The organism is Oxalobacteraceae bacterium OTU3CINTB1 (genome assembly GCA_024123955.1).
Taxonomy (GTDB): Bacteria; Pseudomonadota; Gammaproteobacteria; order Burkholderiales; family Burkholderiaceae_D; genus Rugamonas.
Genome location: CP099652.1, coordinates 6,662,008 through 6,678,241, shown reverse-complemented (window position 1 = coordinate 6,678,241; position 16,234 = coordinate 6,662,008). Strand labels below are relative to the sequence as shown.

General features: G+C 62.9%; 14 protein-coding genes and 1 tRNA gene. 7 read left to right on the top strand and 8 right to left on the bottom strand.

The annotated features are described in order from the left end of the window. Positions 1 to 3: 3 nt before the first annotated feature. Both NHH73_29140 and NHH73_29135 read left to right on the top strand, forming a co-directional pair. The gene (locus tag NHH73_29140; protein ID USX26570.1) at positions 4 to 1,602 is read left to right on the top strand and encodes an SEL1-like repeat protein; all 1,599 of its coding nucleotides are present in this window, start codon (positions 4 to 6) and stop codon (positions 1,600 to 1,602) included. 95 nt (positions 1,603 to 1,697) lie between these two features. Continuing rightward, the gene (locus tag NHH73_29135) at positions 1,698 to 3,278 is read left to right on the top strand and encodes an SEC-C metal-binding domain-containing protein (protein ID USX26569.1); all 1,581 of its coding nucleotides are present in this window, start codon (positions 1,698 to 1,700) and stop codon (positions 3,276 to 3,278) included. Position 3,279: 1 nt separating this feature from the next. On the opposite strand, the gene NHH73_29130 is transcribed toward NHH73_29135, so the two are convergent. After that, a complete protein-coding gene (locus NHH73_29130) occupies positions 3,280 to 3,834 on the bottom strand; it encodes a DUF4865 family protein (protein ID USX26568.1) in 555 nt (184 codons plus the stop codon). Further along, positions 3,831 to 4,064, bottom strand: coding sequence for a hypothetical protein (locus NHH73_29125; protein ID USX26567.1), 234 nt, complete (start codon positions 4,062 to 4,064; stop codon positions 3,831 to 3,833). Before NHH73_29125 ends, NHH73_29130 begins: the two co-directional genes overlap by 4 nt. On the opposite strand from NHH73_29125, the gene NHH73_29120 reads away from it, so the two are divergent. Next, positions 4,051 to 4,926 (top strand): LysR substrate-binding domain-containing protein, encoded by an 876-nt coding sequence (locus NHH73_29120; GenBank protein ID USX26566.1) that lies wholly within the window; start codon positions 4,051 to 4,053, stop codon positions 4,924 to 4,926. The genes NHH73_29125 and NHH73_29120 overlap by 14 nt on opposite strands. A 178-nt stretch (positions 4,927 to 5,104) precedes the next feature. Here the strand turns inward: NHH73_29120 and NHH73_29115 are convergent, their stop codons facing one another. Further along, the gene (locus NHH73_29115) at positions 5,105 to 6,379 is read right to left on the bottom strand and encodes a M28 family metallopeptidase (protein ID USX26565.1); all 1,275 of its coding nucleotides are present in this window, start codon (positions 6,377 to 6,379) and stop codon (positions 5,105 to 5,107) included. Between the two features lie 74 nt (positions 6,380 to 6,453). Continuing rightward, complete coding sequence (locus tag NHH73_29110) at positions 6,454 to 7,707, bottom strand: glycoside hydrolase family 26 protein (protein ID USX26564.1); 1,254 nt, start codon at positions 7,705 to 7,707, stop codon at positions 6,454 to 6,456. 236 nt (positions 7,708 to 7,943) lie between these two features. Here NHH73_29110 and NHH73_29105 point away from each other — a divergent pair, with 236 nt between their 5' ends. Further along, positions 7,944 to 8,996 carry a TraB/GumN family protein gene (locus tag NHH73_29105; protein ID USX26563.1) on the top strand — a complete coding sequence of 351 codons (1,053 nt, stop codon included), beginning with the start codon at positions 7,944 to 7,946 and terminating at the stop codon, positions 8,994 to 8,996. Positions 8,997 to 9,013: 17 nt separating this feature from the next. On the opposite strand, the gene NHH73_29100 is transcribed toward NHH73_29105, so the two are convergent. Together NHH73_29100 and NHH73_29095 are read right to left on the bottom strand one after the other, a co-directional pair. Next, positions 9,014 to 9,766 carry an AAA family ATPase gene (locus NHH73_29100; GenBank protein USX26562.1) on the bottom strand — a complete coding sequence of 251 codons (753 nt, stop codon included), beginning with the start codon at positions 9,764 to 9,766 and terminating at the stop codon, positions 9,014 to 9,016. A gap of 103 nt (positions 9,767 to 9,869) precedes the next feature. Further along, on the bottom strand, positions 9,870 to 10,568 hold the full coding sequence (locus tag NHH73_29095) for a glutathione S-transferase N-terminal domain-containing protein (GenBank protein ID USX26561.1): 699 nt from the start codon (positions 10,566 to 10,568) through the stop codon (positions 9,870 to 9,872). A 164-nt stretch (positions 10,569 to 10,732) separates the two neighbouring features. Here NHH73_29095 and NHH73_29090 point away from each other — a divergent pair, with 164 nt between their 5' ends. After that, positions 10,733 to 11,680 (top strand): LysR substrate-binding domain-containing protein, encoded by a 948-nt coding sequence (locus NHH73_29090; GenBank protein USX26560.1) that lies wholly within the window; start codon positions 10,733 to 10,735, stop codon positions 11,678 to 11,680. Positions 11,681 to 11,721: 41 nt separating this feature from the next. After that, positions 11,722 to 11,795, top strand: a tRNA-Gly gene (locus NHH73_29085). 407 nt (positions 11,796 to 12,202) lie between these two features. Here NHH73_29085 and NHH73_29080 read toward each other — a convergent pair. Beyond that, positions 12,203 to 13,090 (bottom strand): hypothetical protein, encoded by an 888-nt coding sequence (locus NHH73_29080; GenBank protein USX26559.1) that lies wholly within the window; start codon positions 13,088 to 13,090, stop codon positions 12,203 to 12,205. A gap of 183 nt (positions 13,091 to 13,273) precedes the next feature. On the opposite strand from NHH73_29080, the gene NHH73_29075 reads away from it, so the two are divergent. Beyond that, a complete protein-coding gene (locus tag NHH73_29075) occupies positions 13,274 to 14,413 on the top strand; it encodes an MFS transporter (protein USX26558.1) in 1,140 nt (379 codons plus the stop codon). 18 nt (positions 14,414 to 14,431) lie between these two features. Here the strand turns inward: NHH73_29075 and NHH73_29070 are convergent, their stop codons facing one another. Then, positions 14,432 to 16,054, bottom strand: a complete 1,623-nt coding sequence (locus NHH73_29070) for a tryptophan 7-halogenase (GenBank protein ID USX26557.1) — start codon at positions 16,052 to 16,054, stop codon at positions 14,432 to 14,434. Between the last annotated feature and the right edge of the window lie 180 nt (positions 16,055 to 16,234).

The window sequence follows — 16,234 nt, the reverse complement described above, 5'->3', positions numbered from 1 at the left end:
AGTATGACGAAATACACGCCTGACGGACCCGATGCCAATCAAGGCGGCACCCACACAGCCGAATTCCTGCGCGTGAAGCAGCAAGCCGAACGTGGTATCGCCAACGCCCAGCATAGCCTGGGCTTTATGTACTTCAACGGCCAGGGCGTGGCGCAAAGCTTCGAGCTGGCGGTGGTCTGGTATCGCCAGGCGGCGATGCAGGGACTGGAGCACGCGCAGTACAACCTGGGCGTGATGTTCCAGAAGGGCCAGGGCGTCGAGCAGAATTACGAGGAAGCGGCGGCGTGGTACAAGCTGGCGGCCGAGCAGGGCTACGCCGCCGCCCAGTACAACCTGGGTTGGCTGTACGCCAAGGGCCAGGGCCTGGAGGCGGACACGCAGCAAGCCATGCACTGGTTCAGCAAGGCCGCCGAGCAGGGCGACGCCGGCGCGCAAAACAATCTGGGCATGATGTACGACACCGGCAAGGGCGTGCCGCAGGATTTCAGGCAGGCCATCGCCTGGTACCGCAAGGCGGCGGAGCAGGGCTATGCGCGCGCTCAGTTCAACCTTGGTCTGCGCTACGACAACGGCCAGGGCGTGGCGCAGGATGTCGGCCAGGCGATGTCGTGGTACCGCAAGGCGGCCGACCAGGGTTACGCGCCGGCGCAATTCAATCTGGCGCTGCGCTTCGACAAGGGCGACGGCATCGCGCAGGACAGCCAGAAGGCGATCCTGTGGTACCGTCGCGCGGCGGAACAGGACCACGCCAGCTCGCAGTTCAATCTGGGTCTGATCTACGACAACGGCCAGGGCGTGCCGCGCGACGAGCAGAAGGCGCTGGACTGGTACCGCAAGGCGGCCGAGCAGGGCCACGCCGGGGCGCAGAACAATCTGGGGCTGCGCTACGATCACGGCCAGGGCGTGCCGCAGGATTACGACCAGGCGCAGGCCTGGTACCGCAAGGCGGCCGAGCAGGGTTATCCCGGCGCGCAGTATCATCTGGGCCTGTTGTACGACGCCGGCCACGGCGTGCCGATGGACCATCAGGAAGCGATTTTCTGGTATCGCAAGGCGGCCGACCAGGGCCACCTGCGGGCGCAGTTCGATCTGGGCCTGCGCTACGAAACGGGACGCGGCGTGCCGCAGGACCTGCGCAAGGCGATGCTGTGGTACCGGCGCGCGGCCGAACAGGATTACGCGGCGGCGCAGTACAACCTCGCGCTCTTGTTCGACAACGACGAGGGGCCGCAGCCGGATTGCGCGCAGGCCAACGGCTGGTATGCGAAGGCGGCGGCGCAGGGGCATACCCTGGCGCAGTTCGCGCTCGGCCTGCGCTACGACAATGGCCAGGGCATGCCGCAGGATTACGCGCAGGCCCACCACTGGTATGCGCAGGCGGCCGGCCAGGGACATTTGCGCGCGCAGTTCAATCTCGGCCTGATGTATCTGGTTGGGCAGGGCGTGCGGGCCGACGTCGCGCAGGCGTGGTTATGGCTGGCGATGGCGGAACGCGGCGGTTTCGGCGCCGCCGAGCGGTATTTGAAAACGGCTGCGTCGCGCATGGACGGCGAACAGCTGGCGCAGGCGCGCCGGCGGCTGCAGGCGCCCCACCTCGCGTAAATTCGCATGGAAATGGTTGCAGGGCACGCCAGGTGGCTGTGCTATATTGGCCTGAATGTTGGCGCGCGGCGGCCAGGACTTTGATCATCAGGACCATGAACGACCTAGAATTTGCCGAGCTAGCCTCCGCCCGCATCGCATCGCTCTACGGTGTCGCCAAACGCAGCCAGCATCAATTCCCCGCCCACGCGCTCATTCAGACGCGCGCGCTCGCCAGTTTATGCTGCGACATCCTCTATCCTTACGACAGCGAGTGGAAGCTGGGCCTGGAGGGAAAGATCAATGTGCTCGTCAAGTCGCACCTGATCAACCCGGACATTCAAGAACTGCTGCATAAGTTACGGCGGTGGGGCAACTCCGCGGCGCATCCGGAGGAAAGCCTGCGCAGCGAAGCACAGCTGCAAGCCCTGGCCAAACAGGCGCTCATCGACGTCATGGCGCTGATTGAAGTGGTATTTCGTCAGAAAAACCATGGAGCTGCGGTACCCGACTACCATATCGTCGATGAAAGCCCGGACGAACTGAGTGCGGTGTGCTACCGGGCGCTATTTGAAAGCCGCCCCACGGACCAGTACCGGGCCGCGATGCTGTTGCTGAAGCGGTCGACGTCCGACTTCTCGATGACGGAACGGGCGCTGGACCTGCTGCGCTACGCCAGCGACGCCGGCTACACCCCGGCGCGCTACCAGTTCGGGCTCGCTTTGGCAGAGGGAAAAAACGGCATAGAGCATATCGGGCGAGGCGTCCATCTCATCGCGATGGCCTGCCAGGACGGCGACATCGACGCGCTTGCATGGTGCGGCCGCTCGGCGCTGTTGGGCCTGCATGAGGAGGCGGTCGATCATGCCCGGGCCAGGGATTATTTGGAGCGCGCGGCCGCCGAAGACCATCCACTTGCGCTGGTTCTGCTGTCAAACATCTATCGCGAAGGGCTGGGCGTGGCGGCCAACGCCAAGACCGCGTTTGATTTGACCTTGCGCGCTGCGGAAGCCGGCTACCCCATCGGCCAATATCAAGCCGGCCAGGCGTTGTATCACGGTGAAGGGGTGGCGGCGAACGAGCCGGCAGCGCTCGCCTGGCTGCAGCTGGCGAGCGATGCGGGCCTCCACATCGCCCAGCGCGCGGTCGGCGTCCTCATCCGCAATGGCTCATTGCCGGGAGGATTCTCCAAGGCGGAAGAGCTCCTGCAGCGCGCCATGCCCAAGGTCAATCAGGCCCACCTGGACCTTGCCGACCTGTATCTGGCGCAGGAAGAACCGGGGAAATGGATCGAAGCGCTCGCGCTGGTACAACGGGCTTTCGAAATCGCGGTGGGCGACCAGGACCAAGCGACGGCCAATCAAGCGCTTCGGATGGCGCCTGCGTTGATCAACAGACTGATGGCGTCCCGCGGCAAGATGTCCGCCGCGCAGCTTGAAAGTTTTGCGTTGACGCGCCTGTTGTTCGACGAACAGGGACGGCCGTGTCCGAACCGTGAAACGCGTATGCGCGATTTCGTCACGAACGCCATATCGTTGTCTCGCATCGAAGGCAACAACGCCAAGGCGGAAACAAGCGCGGTGCGTCCAGCCGAGCCGGCGGCCGTCAAACAACGCATCGCCAATGACAAGGTCGGCCGCAACGAGCCTTGCTCTTGCGGTAGCGGGAAAAAGTACAAGGCCTGCTGCGGCGTATAGATCAGCGCCGGGGCGCCGACATGTGGCCAACCCGGTAATGCTGCGCCGCCGGCGTGACGTCGGTTGGTTGCGCATCGCGCCACAGGCAAAACCGCACGATGGTCCACGCCGCCGGTTCGAAACCGATCACCACCGCCAGCGCGCCGCGCTCGCGCGCATCGCGTGCCCATTGCTCCTCCTGTTTGCGCAGCGTCGCCAGGTCGCTGTAGAGTGCGATTTGATGCACGCTGCGGGTCGCATGCCGCGCCGCGCGCACGTCGGCGTCCACATCGGCGTGCCACGGCGTCCAGGTGCGCACCGAGGGCCAACCGAAGGCCCGCGCCACGCCGGCGAATCCCGGACCGTTGAGAAAGCCGTGCATCGATTCTTCATCGCGCCACAGATAGAACGGCGCATACAGGTTCTCTGCCGATTCGCCGTGCTCCGCGTACAGATAGGCTTTGAAGACCAGGCCCGGCAAATCGTCCAGCAGCGGCCCCTTGGTGGCGATGCGCGTGCGTACGATCGCCATATCGTAATCGGCCGGCAGCGCGAAGCTGTACTGCATCGCGATCATGATGCGACTCCCCGCAGCAGCGGCGCCGCCGGCGCTCCGCCGCCGAACGACCACTCGTCGCCGAGCGTGGTGGTGATGACCACCATTACATCCCTCCGGTTGCGGATCATGGGCATGATGTCCTCCGTTTGTTGATTGACAGCTTCAAGATACAAGATTAAATTAGTACTGAAAATCAGGAATATTTTGACCAAAAATTCGATAAATCGGGATGGTATGCGAAAGATCACGTTCGACCTCGATGTGCTGCGCACTTTCGTCACCGGTGTTGAGCTGGGCAGCTTCGCCAAGGCGGCCGACCGTTTGGGGCGCTCCACCTCGGCCGTCAGCGCGCAGTTGAAAAAGCTGGAGGACCAGCTCGACGCGCCGGTGTTGCGCAAGGCCGGGCGCGGCATGGCGCTCACCTCGGCGGGCGAGACGCTGCTGGCCTACGCGCGCCGCCTGCTGGATCTGAACGACGAGGCGCTGACGGCATTGCGCGGCGCCGATCTGGCGGGCGCCGTCCGGCTGGGCATGCAGCAGGACTTCGGCGAACATCTGCTGACCGAGGTGCTGGGCCGCTTTGCCCGCGCGCATGCGCAGGTGAGCATCGAGGCGCGCGTCGGGCGCAACGCGCAACTGATCGAACAGGTGGGCAATGGCCAGCTCGACTTGGCGCTGGCGTGGGATAAAACCGGCGACTGGCCGTACGCGCATCGCCTGGGGCAGCTGCCGATGCGCTGGCTGGCCGGCGCGCAGGCGGTGCTACCGGCGCATGACGCCCATGCGCCGCTGCCGCTGGTGATGCTCGACGCGCCTTGCCTGATGCGCTCGGCGGCGATCGATGCGCTGGACCGGGCCGGCATCGCCTGGCGTATCGCTTTCACCAGCACCAGCTTGTCGGGCGTCTGGGCGGCCATCGCGGCGGGGCTGGGGGTGACGGTGCGCACATCGGTCGGCGTGCCGGCCGGGGTGAGGCTGTTGGAGGCGTCGGCGCTGCCGCCGTTGCCGCACATCGGCCTGAGCCTGCTGCAATCGGAAGCGCAACTCAAGCCGGCGGCGCAAAGACTGCGCGAGATCGTGCTGGAAGCAGTGGCCCCGGCGCTGGGCTGATAAACCAGGTACGGGAACGATGATAAATTCAGGAACCACGTAGGGCGGATTAGCGCAGCGTAATCCGCCATGCTCCGTCGGCGGCTCATGTCGGATTACGCCGTCCCGGCTAATCCGACCTACGTGTCCTCCCAGCGGAGATTACTTAGCGTGTTTATTGGACTACGCGGCCCAGTAATTATTTCTTGATCCGCAGGCCGGCCAGCTTGCCCACGCCTGCCAGGGTGGTCTGCGCCGCGTTCAGGCCCAGCAGGAAGTCCTTGTCCGAGAAGTTGGCGTACAGGTCGGTCGGCTGGTGCCAGTGCGGATCCCAGCCGGAGCCGATCTGCTGGCCACGCTCGTTCTCGCGCAGCGAAATCGACGGCACCAGATCCATGAACGGCGTCGAATCGGTGTTGGTCATGTGGAAGCCGACGGCGGCCGGGTAGTGGGTCGCGTACTTGTCGTTGGCGGCGCGGAAGGCCCAGGCCAGCTTGGCCGAGGCCTCCGACTGCTTCGACGCCGACTGATATTCGATGTTGACGTCGGCCTCCAGGCGCTGCTCTGGCGGCGCCACGAACACCGGCTTGCCATGTTCGTCGACCACCGGCTTGCCGTAGCCGTCGATCTTCTGGAACGGCATGCCGTGATCGAACAGCATCATGTCGTGCTGGATCATGCCCAGCCATTTCGGTTCCGGATAGTTGCCCGATCCCTTGGGCGATTCGATCCCCTGCAAATCCTTGCGCTGGTTGACATACGCGGTCGCGCCGTTCAAGCCGCTTTCCTCGTTGTTCCACAAAATGAAGCGGATCGAGCGGTCGGTCTCGACCCCGGGCGCGCTGAAGATGCGCGCCAGTTCCATCACCAGCGCGGTGCCGGAGCCGTCGTCGTTGGCCGCCTCGCCGAAACCGATGCCGTCCATGTGCGCGCTGACGATGTACATTTCCTCCGGGTGTTTGCTGCCGATCTTGGTGCAGTAAACGTTCTCGCGCTGCGAGGTGCCGACCGGCGTTTGCTCGGCGTTCAGCGCGCGCAGCTTCTCGTCGGGCTGGGCCAGCGGATCGGTGTTGACGCCGGTGGCGATGCGGTTGCCGAACAGGGTGCTGCCACCCTGGCCCGGTGGGCCGCCGGCGCCGCCGCTCGGAATGCCGGGCGCGCGCCTGGGCGCCGGATCGCCCGGCGCCGCTTGCGTGTACTGGTATTGCAGGCGTTCGGTGTTGGTGCAGCCGTAGGACTTCAGTTGCGCCTCGATCCAGTCGAGCGCCTGGCGGTTGCGTTCCGTCCCTTGGCGGCGGTCGCCGAATTTGGTCAGGCTCTTGATGGTGGCCTTGTATTTTTCCAGATCGAGCTGGCCCACCAGCGAGGAGATCGGGTCGGCGGCGGCAGCCGTTGGAGCGGGGGCCGGCGCTTGGGCTTGGGCGGCGCAGCCGGCGCAGGCCAGCGCCAGGCTCAATGCTACTACTGGTTTCATGGATTTCCTCTTGGCAGGGTCAATAAGCTCTGCCATTCTGCATCACACCGCAGGATTTGAGAAGTTATCTCTCTTTAGAACCGTGGCAGCTTGTCCAGCGTGATCACGTCCGGGTGGTTGTAGACTTTGCGCTTGTGGGCGTTGGTGTTGAAGTGTTCGCCGGTCCAGAAATTGTTGGACGAGCTCACGCCGGCGGGGCCGTCGCCGTCGTTCCACGTCATGAACCACAGCCACGCCGCGCCGTCGGCCCGCATCTTGTCCGGGTCCGGGATGTAGCTGTTTTCGGTCAGCGCGATCGGCTTTTTCTCGGCCGAGACTTGCGCCGTTTGCCGGTACTTGGCGATCTGCGAGCCGTAGGTCTTGTTGTCGGTGTCGTCGTAGATGTCGAAGCTGGCGATGTCGACCACGTCGTCGCCGGGGTACCACGCCGGGTCCTGGCCGTTCCATACCCAGATCAGATTGTGGATGCCGTGCACCTTGACCAGGCGCTCGTACATGTGGCGCCACAGCAGGATGTTGGCGTAGGCTTGCGGCACGCCGTCGGCGCGCGCGCGGCCCCACCAGAACCAGCCGCTGCCATTGTTGCCGGAGGCTTCGTGCAGCGGGCGCCACAGCACCGTCACGTTGGCGTCGGACAGGCGCTTGAGCTGCACCGCCACCAGGTCGATGCCGTCGTTGATCTGCTGGTAGGCCGGGCTGGCGGTGTCCAGCGCGCCGTTGGCGACCGGAATCGTGAATGTGGTGTTCTTGCTGGCGTCCGGCTCGTGCACGTAGAAGCGCGCCTGGTTGACTTGCGCGGTTTTCAACAGCGAAGGATCGCGCCAGTGCCAGTGGAACGTCACCAGGCCGCCCTTGCTGGCGAAGGCGATCGCCTCCTCGGTCTGGCGCTGGCCCGCATGGGGGGCGGTCATGCCATAGTCCATGAAATCAAACCCCATCAGCGCCGGGTACTTGCCGGTGTCGGCGTGGACGCGTTCGGCCATGTCGATGGAATCGTTCCAGGACAGGTCCGTCTGGCCGGCGATGACCTTTTTGCCCCAGATGCCGCGCAGCCAGTTGAAGGTCGCGCGGGTTTTGGCGTTGGCGTCCGGATCGACGGGAGCTGTGCGGGTGGCGATGGCCGGTGCGCCGGTGCGGTTGTCCGGACAGAAATTGCGCGCCACGCAGTACTGGCCTTGCTCGAACGACCAACCGCCGTCGTCGCTGCCGCACAAGGGCCAGGACTTGCCGTTGATCGTGCAGCTTTCCGCAGCGGCGATGGCGCCCGACAAGGTCAGCATCGCCGACAGGGCGAGCAGTTTGAAGGCTGCGGTGGCGGAAGATGGCATCGGAGATCCTGATGGTTGAGTGGTCAGCCCACAATGTAGCCGTGCGCTGATGACATTTCAACCAGGACAGGTTTTCGGGTGCTTGTTTAGCCGCGATGACGCAGATGTTTAACGCGGGGCGTTCCGCTGTGCCTGTGGGGGCGTGACGCGATACTTGCGTTGCCGGCGCTTCGAGGCCCACCGCCATCCACATGCGATATATATAATCGACAACAATTTCCCCACATAGGATACTCATGAACAGCCCTTCGTTCCGGTTTACCGCAGGCCGTAGTCTGGTCGTGTTGTCGCTGTGCGCGCTGAGCGCCGCGCCGGCCTGGTCGCAGACCGAGCCATCACCACCGTCGGCGGAGCAGGCCGTGGCGGCGGGGGAGGACGTCATCGCGGAAACCATCCTGGTGGCGGGGCAACGTCCCGGTCCGGGCTTGTGGAAGGTATCGAAGGGCGATCACGTGCTGTGGGTGTTCGGCACCTACTCGCCGCTGCCGAAGAAAATGGAGTGGCGCTCGAAGGAAGTGGAAGCCATCCTGGCGCAGTCCCAGGAATACCTGCAGCCGCCGGGCGCGACATCGAACGTCGGATTTTTCCGCCAGATGACGTTGCTGCCGTTTGCGATCGGCTTCAAGAAGAATCCGGATGGCGCCGAGCTCAAGGATTTGCTGCCGGAGCCGGTCTACGCGCGCTGGCTGGTGCTGAAGAAAAAATACATCGGCGACGACGACGGCATCGAGCGCGAACGGCCCATCTTTGCAGCCGACACCTTGTTCCGCAAGGGCCTGGAGCAGGCCGGTTTGGGTTCGGGCGGACGCGAGGTGCGCGAGACGATCGAAAAACTCGTCAAGCAAAGCAAGATCAAGATGACGTCGACCGTCGCCAAACTGGAGATCGACGATCCGGTCAAGATGCTGAGGGAGTTCAAGAAGTCTTCGCTGGACGACGTCGCCTGTTTTTCCAACACGATGGCGCGGCTGGAGGACGACATCGACGCCATGCGCGTGCGCGCCAACGCCTGGGCCAAAGGCGATCTGGAGGCGATCCAGAAGATCAGCTACGCCGACCGCGACGGCGCCTGCGATTCGGCTGTGCTCAACAGTGCTTTGCTGCAAAGCCGGCCGGGGCTGAACTCGGTGCAGCAGAAAATTCAGGATAGCTGGGTGGCGGCCGCCGAGAAATCGCTGGCGGCCAATGTTTCGACGTTCGCGACGTTGCCGGTGAAGGATTTGCTCGACCCGAAGGGGTTTGTCGCGGCGCTGGAGGCGAAGGGGTATGTGGTGCAGAAGCCGGAGTAGTACGAAGTCATTCCCCGTCAGCCACTCCGATCTAAAAGGATATTCAGCATGCGCTTTGGATTCACCACGAAATCGTGCATGACCTGGAAGTGTTCCGTTTCTTCGTAGCTAACCCGTTGCATCCCGGATTCCGAGCACGAGTAGATATAGGCGTCGGGATAGGTCATCAGGATCGGCGAGTGCGTGGCGATCACAAACTGCGAATGGTCGTTGACCAGTTCATGTATCCGGCTCATCAGGGCGAGTTGGCGTTGCGGCGATAGCGCCGCTTCCGGCTCGTCCAGCAGATAAAAGCCGTTTCCGCCGAAGCGATGCATCACGAGCGACCAGAACGACTCGCCGTGCGATTGCTCGTGCAGGGATTTGCCGCCGTACGAATCGATGATCGGCGGGCCACCGGGGCCCTCATCCAGTTTTTCGATTTCGGTCGCGACATTGAAAAAGCTCTCCGCGCGAAGGAAGAAACCATCTTTGGGCCGCTTGACTCCCTTCGACAGCCGTATGTACTCGTGCAATTCCGAATGCGACGCGCGCGTTCCGAAGCCAAAGTTTTTCGTTCCCCCTTCAGGATTGAAGCCGAACGAGACAGCCATGGCCTCCATCAAGGTGGATTTGCCGGAACCGTTTTCCCCGACGATGAAGGTGATTTTGGGATGCAGGTCGAGCACGTCGAGATGGCGTACCGCCGGCAGGGAAAACGGATACCGTTCGAAGCTCGGGACGTCGCTCACTCTCAATCGGACTTGGGAAACATACTGTTTAGAAATCATGCGATCTTCCCGACGTGGTCAACAATGCGCAAACCCGCGTAGGATACGCCCAACGCGGGTCTAGCTCAATGGTAGAGCAGAAGCTTCCCACCCCCGCCGCGTATCACTCTTTATTGTCCAGCTCGGGGATGCCACTGCTACGGTCCGCATAGGCAGCCTGGAAACTCGGACGCTGCTGCCAACGCTTCCAATAGGCGTCCAGGAACTCGAAACGCTCGTCCAGCGGCGTGGCATTCACTGGAAACTTCGAGAACGCGATTGCGGTTGCCAGCGTGATGTCGGCGAAAGTCGGTTCTTCGCCGCCCAGCAGCCATTGGCGTCCGTCCGAAAGATGCGTGTTGACCAGTGCGGCGTGGGCCAGCGCTTCTTTGCGGCAGTGCTCGCCCCAAGCTTCATTTTTCGTCAGTTCGAGTTTGAAGCCCAAGCCGGTGTGCAGGACGTGGAAGGCGGTCACGATCCGGTACAGGATGTGGACCCAGACGCGGTTGTCCCACATATTGTCGAGGCCCTGCTGCAACGGATCTTCGCCCATGATGCGCCGGCCGGGGTAAGCCTGATCGAGGTAGCGGACGATGGCGGCGGTTTCAGAGATAAAACTTCCATCGGCCAGCTGCAGGGTTGGCGTTTCGCCCCACGGATTCATTTTCAGATGCGGCCACTGGCGCTGCTCGCCGCCCGGGCTCATGTCGTAGATTCGCTCTTCGAACTGATCGGCAATGCCTTTCTCGTGCATGAACAGGCGCAGGCGCTGTGGGTTGGGGAACGCCGAAGGGGAGGTAAAGAGGTGCAGTTTGGCAGTCATGATCATTTCCTTTTATTGATAACGTACATTGAAGCGAGCTGTCTTCACTCGCCGGGCTACTTGCAGAACCGTTCCTGAACAAGCAATGACTGAAGTGTATTCATATGTTCAGCGCGGATAAATGGGGCTAGAATCACTTCATTCATTACATTTTGGAACAAAACATGGCAAGCGTGGACACCATGCAGCTCGGCAGCATCGAGCAATTTTGCAAGGCGGCAGAGTTGGGCAGCTTCACTGCGGCGGCGGAGTTCTTCGGTCTTACGCCTGCTGCGGTCAGCAGGTCAATCAGCAGATTGGAGCACCGTCTGGGCGTGCGGCTCTTTTCCCGCACAACGCGAAGTATCAAAGTCACCAACGAAGGTAAGCTTTTTTGGGAGGAGTGCCAGGCTGCGCTGGAACAGATCGCTGAGGCGGAACGTGCGATTACCGGAGCGCAGACTGTGCCCAGTGGTTTGCTGCGCATCAGCGTCAGCGCCGCTTATGGCACGCATCGCTTGTTGCCCTTGATGCCGCGATTTACTGACGCTTACCCCCAAATCGAGATTGAGCTCAGCATTTCGGACAAGATCATCGACTTTGTCGAAGAGGGCTTCGATGTGGCGATCAGGCTGGGCATTCAGCGGGACTCCCGTCTGGTCGCGTACAAACTGGAAGACGCGCCCCTTGGCGTGTTTGCGACGCCGGGATACCTGAAGCGGAAGGGTACGCCTCATTCTGTTGCTGATCTGGAGTCGCACGATTGCATACAATACATTTCCCCGAACACAGGAAGACCTTTGACTTGGTTGTTCAGCGGGGCGGATGGGGAAGAAATAGATTATCCAGTGCGGAGTCGCATGCGTATTCTCAATGATGCGCTAGGCTGCGTAGCGTGGGTGAATGCAGGTGGAGGTCTGTACCAGACCTACCAGTTCGCGGCCGCGGGCGCCGTAAAGCGCGGCGACCTGGTGGAAGTGCTTCAAGAACACAGCGGGCGTTCACGGCCTTTCTCCATTCTCTATCCGCAGAACCGCCATCTGTCAGCAAAGGTACGCGCCTTTGTTGATTTTTTGCGCTCGACGGTCGATTCAACGGCAGTTAAACAGGTCATCACACCGGCCAGGCTGTGACGTTGTCAACAACGTGCAATTCCGCGTAGAATGCTTGTGTCGCGGGTGTAGCTCAATGGTAGAGCAGAAGCTTCCCAAGCTTACGACGAGGGTTCGATTCCCTTCACCCGCTCCAATCAGCAAAAGATTAGCGATTGCTCCGCAACGGCTCCTGCTGAAGTCCTACGGCTCCTTATGCCCGTAAACGCTAGCAAGCCGTCCAAGGCATCCCCAATGACTGTCGCTTCGGTTCGCCCAAGGCCGTAATCCGCCACAATGTTCATAATTTTTGTCTTTTCACGTAATGTGAACAGGCGTAAAAGATGAACGCTAAAGCCGCCTGTCTCGCATTAAAAAAGCTTTAATTGGGATGGTGATGCCCTGCAGAGACGCTCGCCAAAACGAAGCAAGGCCGGTCATGGGGACCGGCCTTGCTGTCAAATCACGCCAACGATATTACGTCAGGATCGCGATCAGGATGATGATGGGCAGTGGGATGCCGAGCAGCAGTAACAGTATCGAGCGCATAGTATTCTCCTTGAATTAGATGACGGTGCGCGTAACGACACGCGCGTGATCGCGGTTGCGGCCGCCGATGGTGGCGCACAGGCTGGCGACGAAGGCGCCCAGCAGCAGTGCGAAGGTCATCCACAGTGCCGAGCGGGCAGCCGCTTTGCGGGCCGCTTCAGCCGCCGCCATGGCCTTGGCTTTCACTTCTGCCGCCGCCTGCTTGGCTTGGGCGTAAATTGCGTCGACACGCTGTTCTGCCTCCGCTTGCGACAGGCCGCTGCGCTTGGCGACCAGTTGCGCCATATAGTTGCGGTCGTCGGCACTGATTTTGCCGGCCGCCAGATCGGCGACCAGGATGCGGGTGATTTCTTCACGCTCCGATGCCGTTGCGCCCTGGCCGTTCGGCGAACGCAGCAGCATGTCGGCGAAGTAGTCGTTCGAGCGCGGATTGTCGGCGACTGCCGATGCGCCAGCGGTGATTGCCGGTGCGGCAGCTGCGCCGGCGTCGATGGTGCCGCTGAGGACAGCGCGCGCGCCGCCGGCCAGTACCGCCACCGTGATCAAGGTCGCCACCGCCCATGCCAACAGGCCGTGCGCGGTGTCGCGGAAGTGGACTTCGTCACCATGGATGCTGGCCCATTTGACGCGCAGCCGGCCGGCCACGTAGCCACCGATGCCGGATGCCGCCAATTGCGTAAAGGCGATCCAGACGATCGCGGCCACGCCCAGCGGCGCCGCGTTGTATTCGTATGGCGAGACCGACGACAGGCCGAGGCCCATGCCGAGCATCAGCAGCAGGAACGAGAGTGCGGCGGCGGCGGCCGCGCCGGCGAAGATGGCGCCCCAGGAGACGCCGGAGGCGTAGCCGTCGTCGCCATCGCGGCTGACGACCGCGCCGGGTGTGAATGGTTGAGTCTGCATGATTTTTCCTTATGATTGTTAAACAACACGGGATCGATCATGCGCCAAGGGGCTCAAGCACAATGTGAGCGCTCGCACTGATGCACTGTTTTCGTGCGGTTTTTGTTACGAGGGTTTACCGGTTTGTAACTTGCCGTATACTTAAAGGTTGATATCGTTTTCAGCCCCTCCGGAAAATCCCTTATGAATTCAGTCGGTCCCAAACAGCGCCTGTCCACTCGTCTTGCCTTTCTTGCCGCCGGCCTGGCCATGTCGGCCTGGGCGCCGCTGGTGCCGTTCGCCAAGCAGCGCCTGGCGCTGGGCGAGGCGGACCTGGGCCTGCTGCTGCTGTGCCTTGGCGCCGGCTCGCTGATGGCGATGCCCGTTACAGGCTTGCTGGCGTCGCGCTTCGGCTGCCGGGTGGTGGTGCTGGTGTCGGGTGCTTTCGTGTGCCTGGTGCTGCCCGGGTTGGCGGTTGCGCCCACGCCGATGCTGCTGGGGGCCACGCTGTTCGCGTTCGGCGCGGCGCTCGGCACGCTCGATGTGGCGATGAACGTGCAGGCGGTGATCGTCGAACGCGAGAGCGGTGGTTCGCTGATGTCGGGCTTTCATGGGTTGTTCAGCGTCGGTGGTTTTATCGGTGCGGGGTTGATGGCGTTGATGTTGTGGGCCGGTTTGAGTCCCGCCGCTGCCAGCGCGGTGGTGTCGCTGCTGGTGGCGCTGTCGCTGATCTCGGCGGCGCCGTATCTGCTGCGCGAGCCGGATGCGGGCGAGGGGCACGGTTCGATGTTCGTGGTGCCGCATGGCGCGGTGATCTTCATCGGCGTGTTGTGCTTCCTGTGCTTCCTGGCCGAGGGCGCGATCCTCGACTGGAGCGCTTTGCTGCTGACGTCCGAGCAGGGGATGGATGCGACCCGCGCCGGTTTGGGGTATGCGGCGTTCGCGATCGCGATGACGGTGGGGCGCTTGACCGGCGATCGCGTGGTGCGCAGGCTCGGTGGCAAGCGTGTGCTGTTGCTGGGCGGGTTGTGTGGCGCGGTGGGATTCTTTGCCGCGGTGCTGGCGCCTTCCGCGCCGCTGGCGCTGGTGGGCTTTTTGCTGGTGGGCCTGGGGGCGTCGAATGTGGTGCCGATTTTGTTTACCGCCGCCGGAAATCAGAGTGCGATGCCGGCGGGGTTGGCGATTGGCGCGATTACCACGCTGGGGTATGCGGGCATCCTGGCCGGGCCGGCGGTGATCGGCTTTGTGGCGCACGCCGCTAGTTTGAACCTGGCCTTTGCGGGCCTGGGTTGCGCGATGTTGATCATTGCCGCCAGCGCCAGATTGGGTGCGGCCAAGGCCTAGATTTTTCCGGCTCCGTGGTCAGGTGCCGGTTTTTCGTTGGCCCTGGCGGATAAAGTGGTCCACCAGCGCGCGGTGCGTCGGCAGGTCCGCCACCGCGCGTTGCGACATTTGCTCGATCATCTGGAACTCCTTGCGCGCTTCGTCGAAGCGCGGCATGGTGCGGGCGTTGGCGTATTGCCTGGTCGGGAACTCCATGCCGTACAGGACGTACTGCCAGCTCGACGGCGGATACATCTCCAGGTCCACCACGAAGTCCATCCGGTGCGGCGGCCGGCTGCGCCACATCGCCAGCTTGTCGCGCAGCGTTTCGGGGATGCTGGCCGGGTCGGTGTTGTCGATCCAGAAGCGGCTGTCGGTGCGCTGCGTGAGGCAGTAGTGCATCTTGACGAAATCGACGATGCGCTCGTAGCGCGCCTTCATCATGTCGTTGTAGACCTTGGCCACCGGTTCCATGTCGCCGCTGTGCGGGAACAGATAGCTGACCAGGTATGCCGCCGTTTCAATCAGGCCGATGCCGGACGATTCGAGCGGCTCCAGGAAGCCGCCGGACAAGCCGACCGCCGCGCAGTTCTTCACCCAGTGCAGTTCGCGATAGCCGACGTTGAGTTTGAGCTGGCGCGGATTGAGCGCGTCGCCGGCGGGGCCGATGTAGCGGCGCAGCACCCGCTCGGCGCTGGCGTCGTCGGTGTGCCGGCTCGAATAGACATAGCCGATGCCGCGCCGCTGGTGCAGGCCGATGTCCCAGGTCCATCCGGCTTCGTGCGCGGTCGATATCGTGTACGAGGGGATGGGCGCGTCCGGACGGTCATACGGCACCTGCATCGCCAGCGCGCGGTCGACGAACAGCACGTCGTTGATGTTGCGGAACGGCGTGCCCAATGCTTCGCCGATCAGCGCCGCGCGGAAGCCGGTGCAGTCGATGTACAGGTCGGCCGTGAGCACGCCGGCCTCCTTCGTGTGGACCGCGCCGATCGCGCCCTGCGCATCGAGTTCGACGCGGTCCACCGTGGCCTGCACATGCTTGACGCCCAGCGATTGCGCGTGGGTGCAGAGCAGCGCGGCGAATTTACCGGCGTCGAAATGGTAGGCGTAGTTCAGCGGCCCCATGAAGTCGGCGTCGTTGGGACGCTTGGGCGCGTGCGAGGCGTCGGCAACGCGCTTTTGCATCGTCGCGGCGGCGGCGAAACCGGCACCCGGCGCCGCCGCGCCCTGCAGCCAGTAGGGCAGCAGTTCCGGTCCGCCGGGACGCTGGCTGGGCAGGCTGAAAGGGTGGAAGTAGTGGTCGTTGCCGACTGTAGCTGACATGCCGGGCGGCCGCACCCAGTCGGTGAATTTGATGCCCTGCTTGAAGGTGGCGTCGCATTCGCGGATGAAGCGGCCCTCGTCGATGCCGATGGCCGCCAGCGTGCCGCGGATCGACGGGAAGGTGCCTTCGCCGACGCCGATGATGCCGATTTCCTTCGACTCGACCAGGGTGACCTGCACGCTGTCGGCGTCCGCGCCGCAGCCGACGGTGCGCGCCAGGAAGGCCGCCGTGAGCCAGCCGGCGGTGCCGCCGCCGACGATCAATACGCGTTTCAAGCCTTGGCGCATGCCCGCCGTTGCGCCGTCTTCCGTCCCGCCACCCGCTGCCGTGTTCATCTTTTCCGCCTCCGCGTCGAGCACGCCGTTTCGCTGATTCCCTCAGGAAATATCAAGCAAACGACGCGCCGATACAATTTTTCGTTTGACATCAGTATTTGGAATTATGTACCATGAAATCGATTTCACAAATAAAGAAAACGATTTCAGACCAACTGAAAACGATTTCACGAAGCACAG

Excerpts from the sequence above, each read along its gene's own strand:
- NHH73_29130 (USX26568.1), bottom strand. The coding sequence starts at position 3,834 with ATGATCGCGATGCAGTACAGCTTCGCGCTGCCGGCCGATTACGATATG.
- NHH73_29115 (USX26565.1), bottom strand. The coding sequence starts at position 6,379 with ATGAAACCAGTAGTAGCATTGAGCCTGGCGCTGGCCTGCGCCGGCTGC.
- NHH73_29075 (USX26558.1), top strand. The coding sequence starts at position 13,274 with ATGAATTCAGTCGGTCCCAAACAGCGCCTGTCCACTCGTCTTGCCTTT.
- NHH73_29070 (USX26557.1), bottom strand. The coding sequence starts at position 16,054 with ATGAACACGGCAGCGGGTGGCGGGACGGAAGACGGCGCAACGGCGGGC.
- NHH73_29110 (USX26564.1), bottom strand. The coding sequence starts at position 7,707 with ATGCCATCTTCCGCCACCGCAGCCTTCAAACTGCTCGCCCTGTCGGCG.
- NHH73_29105 (USX26563.1), top strand. The coding sequence starts at position 7,944 with ATGAACAGCCCTTCGTTCCGGTTTACCGCAGGCCGTAGTCTGGTCGTG.
- NHH73_29090 (USX26560.1), top strand. The coding sequence starts at position 10,733 with ATGGCAAGCGTGGACACCATGCAGCTCGGCAGCATCGAGCAATTTTGC.
- NHH73_29100 (USX26562.1), bottom strand. The coding sequence starts at position 9,766 with ATGATTTCTAAACAGTATGTTTCCCAAGTCCGATTGAGAGTGAGCGAC.
- NHH73_29095 (USX26561.1), bottom strand. The coding sequence starts at position 10,568 with ATGACTGCCAAACTGCACCTCTTTACCTCCCCTTCGGCGTTCCCCAAC.
- NHH73_29140 (USX26570.1), top strand. The coding sequence starts at position 4 with ATGACGAAATACACGCCTGACGGACCCGATGCCAATCAAGGCGGCACC.
- NHH73_29135 (USX26569.1), top strand. The coding sequence starts at position 1,698 with ATGAACGACCTAGAATTTGCCGAGCTAGCCTCCGCCCGCATCGCATCG.
- NHH73_29080 (USX26559.1), bottom strand. The coding sequence starts at position 13,090 with ATGCAGACTCAACCATTCACACCCGGCGCGGTCGTCAGCCGCGATGGC.
- NHH73_29120 (USX26566.1), top strand. The coding sequence starts at position 4,051 with ATGCGAAAGATCACGTTCGACCTCGATGTGCTGCGCACTTTCGTCACC.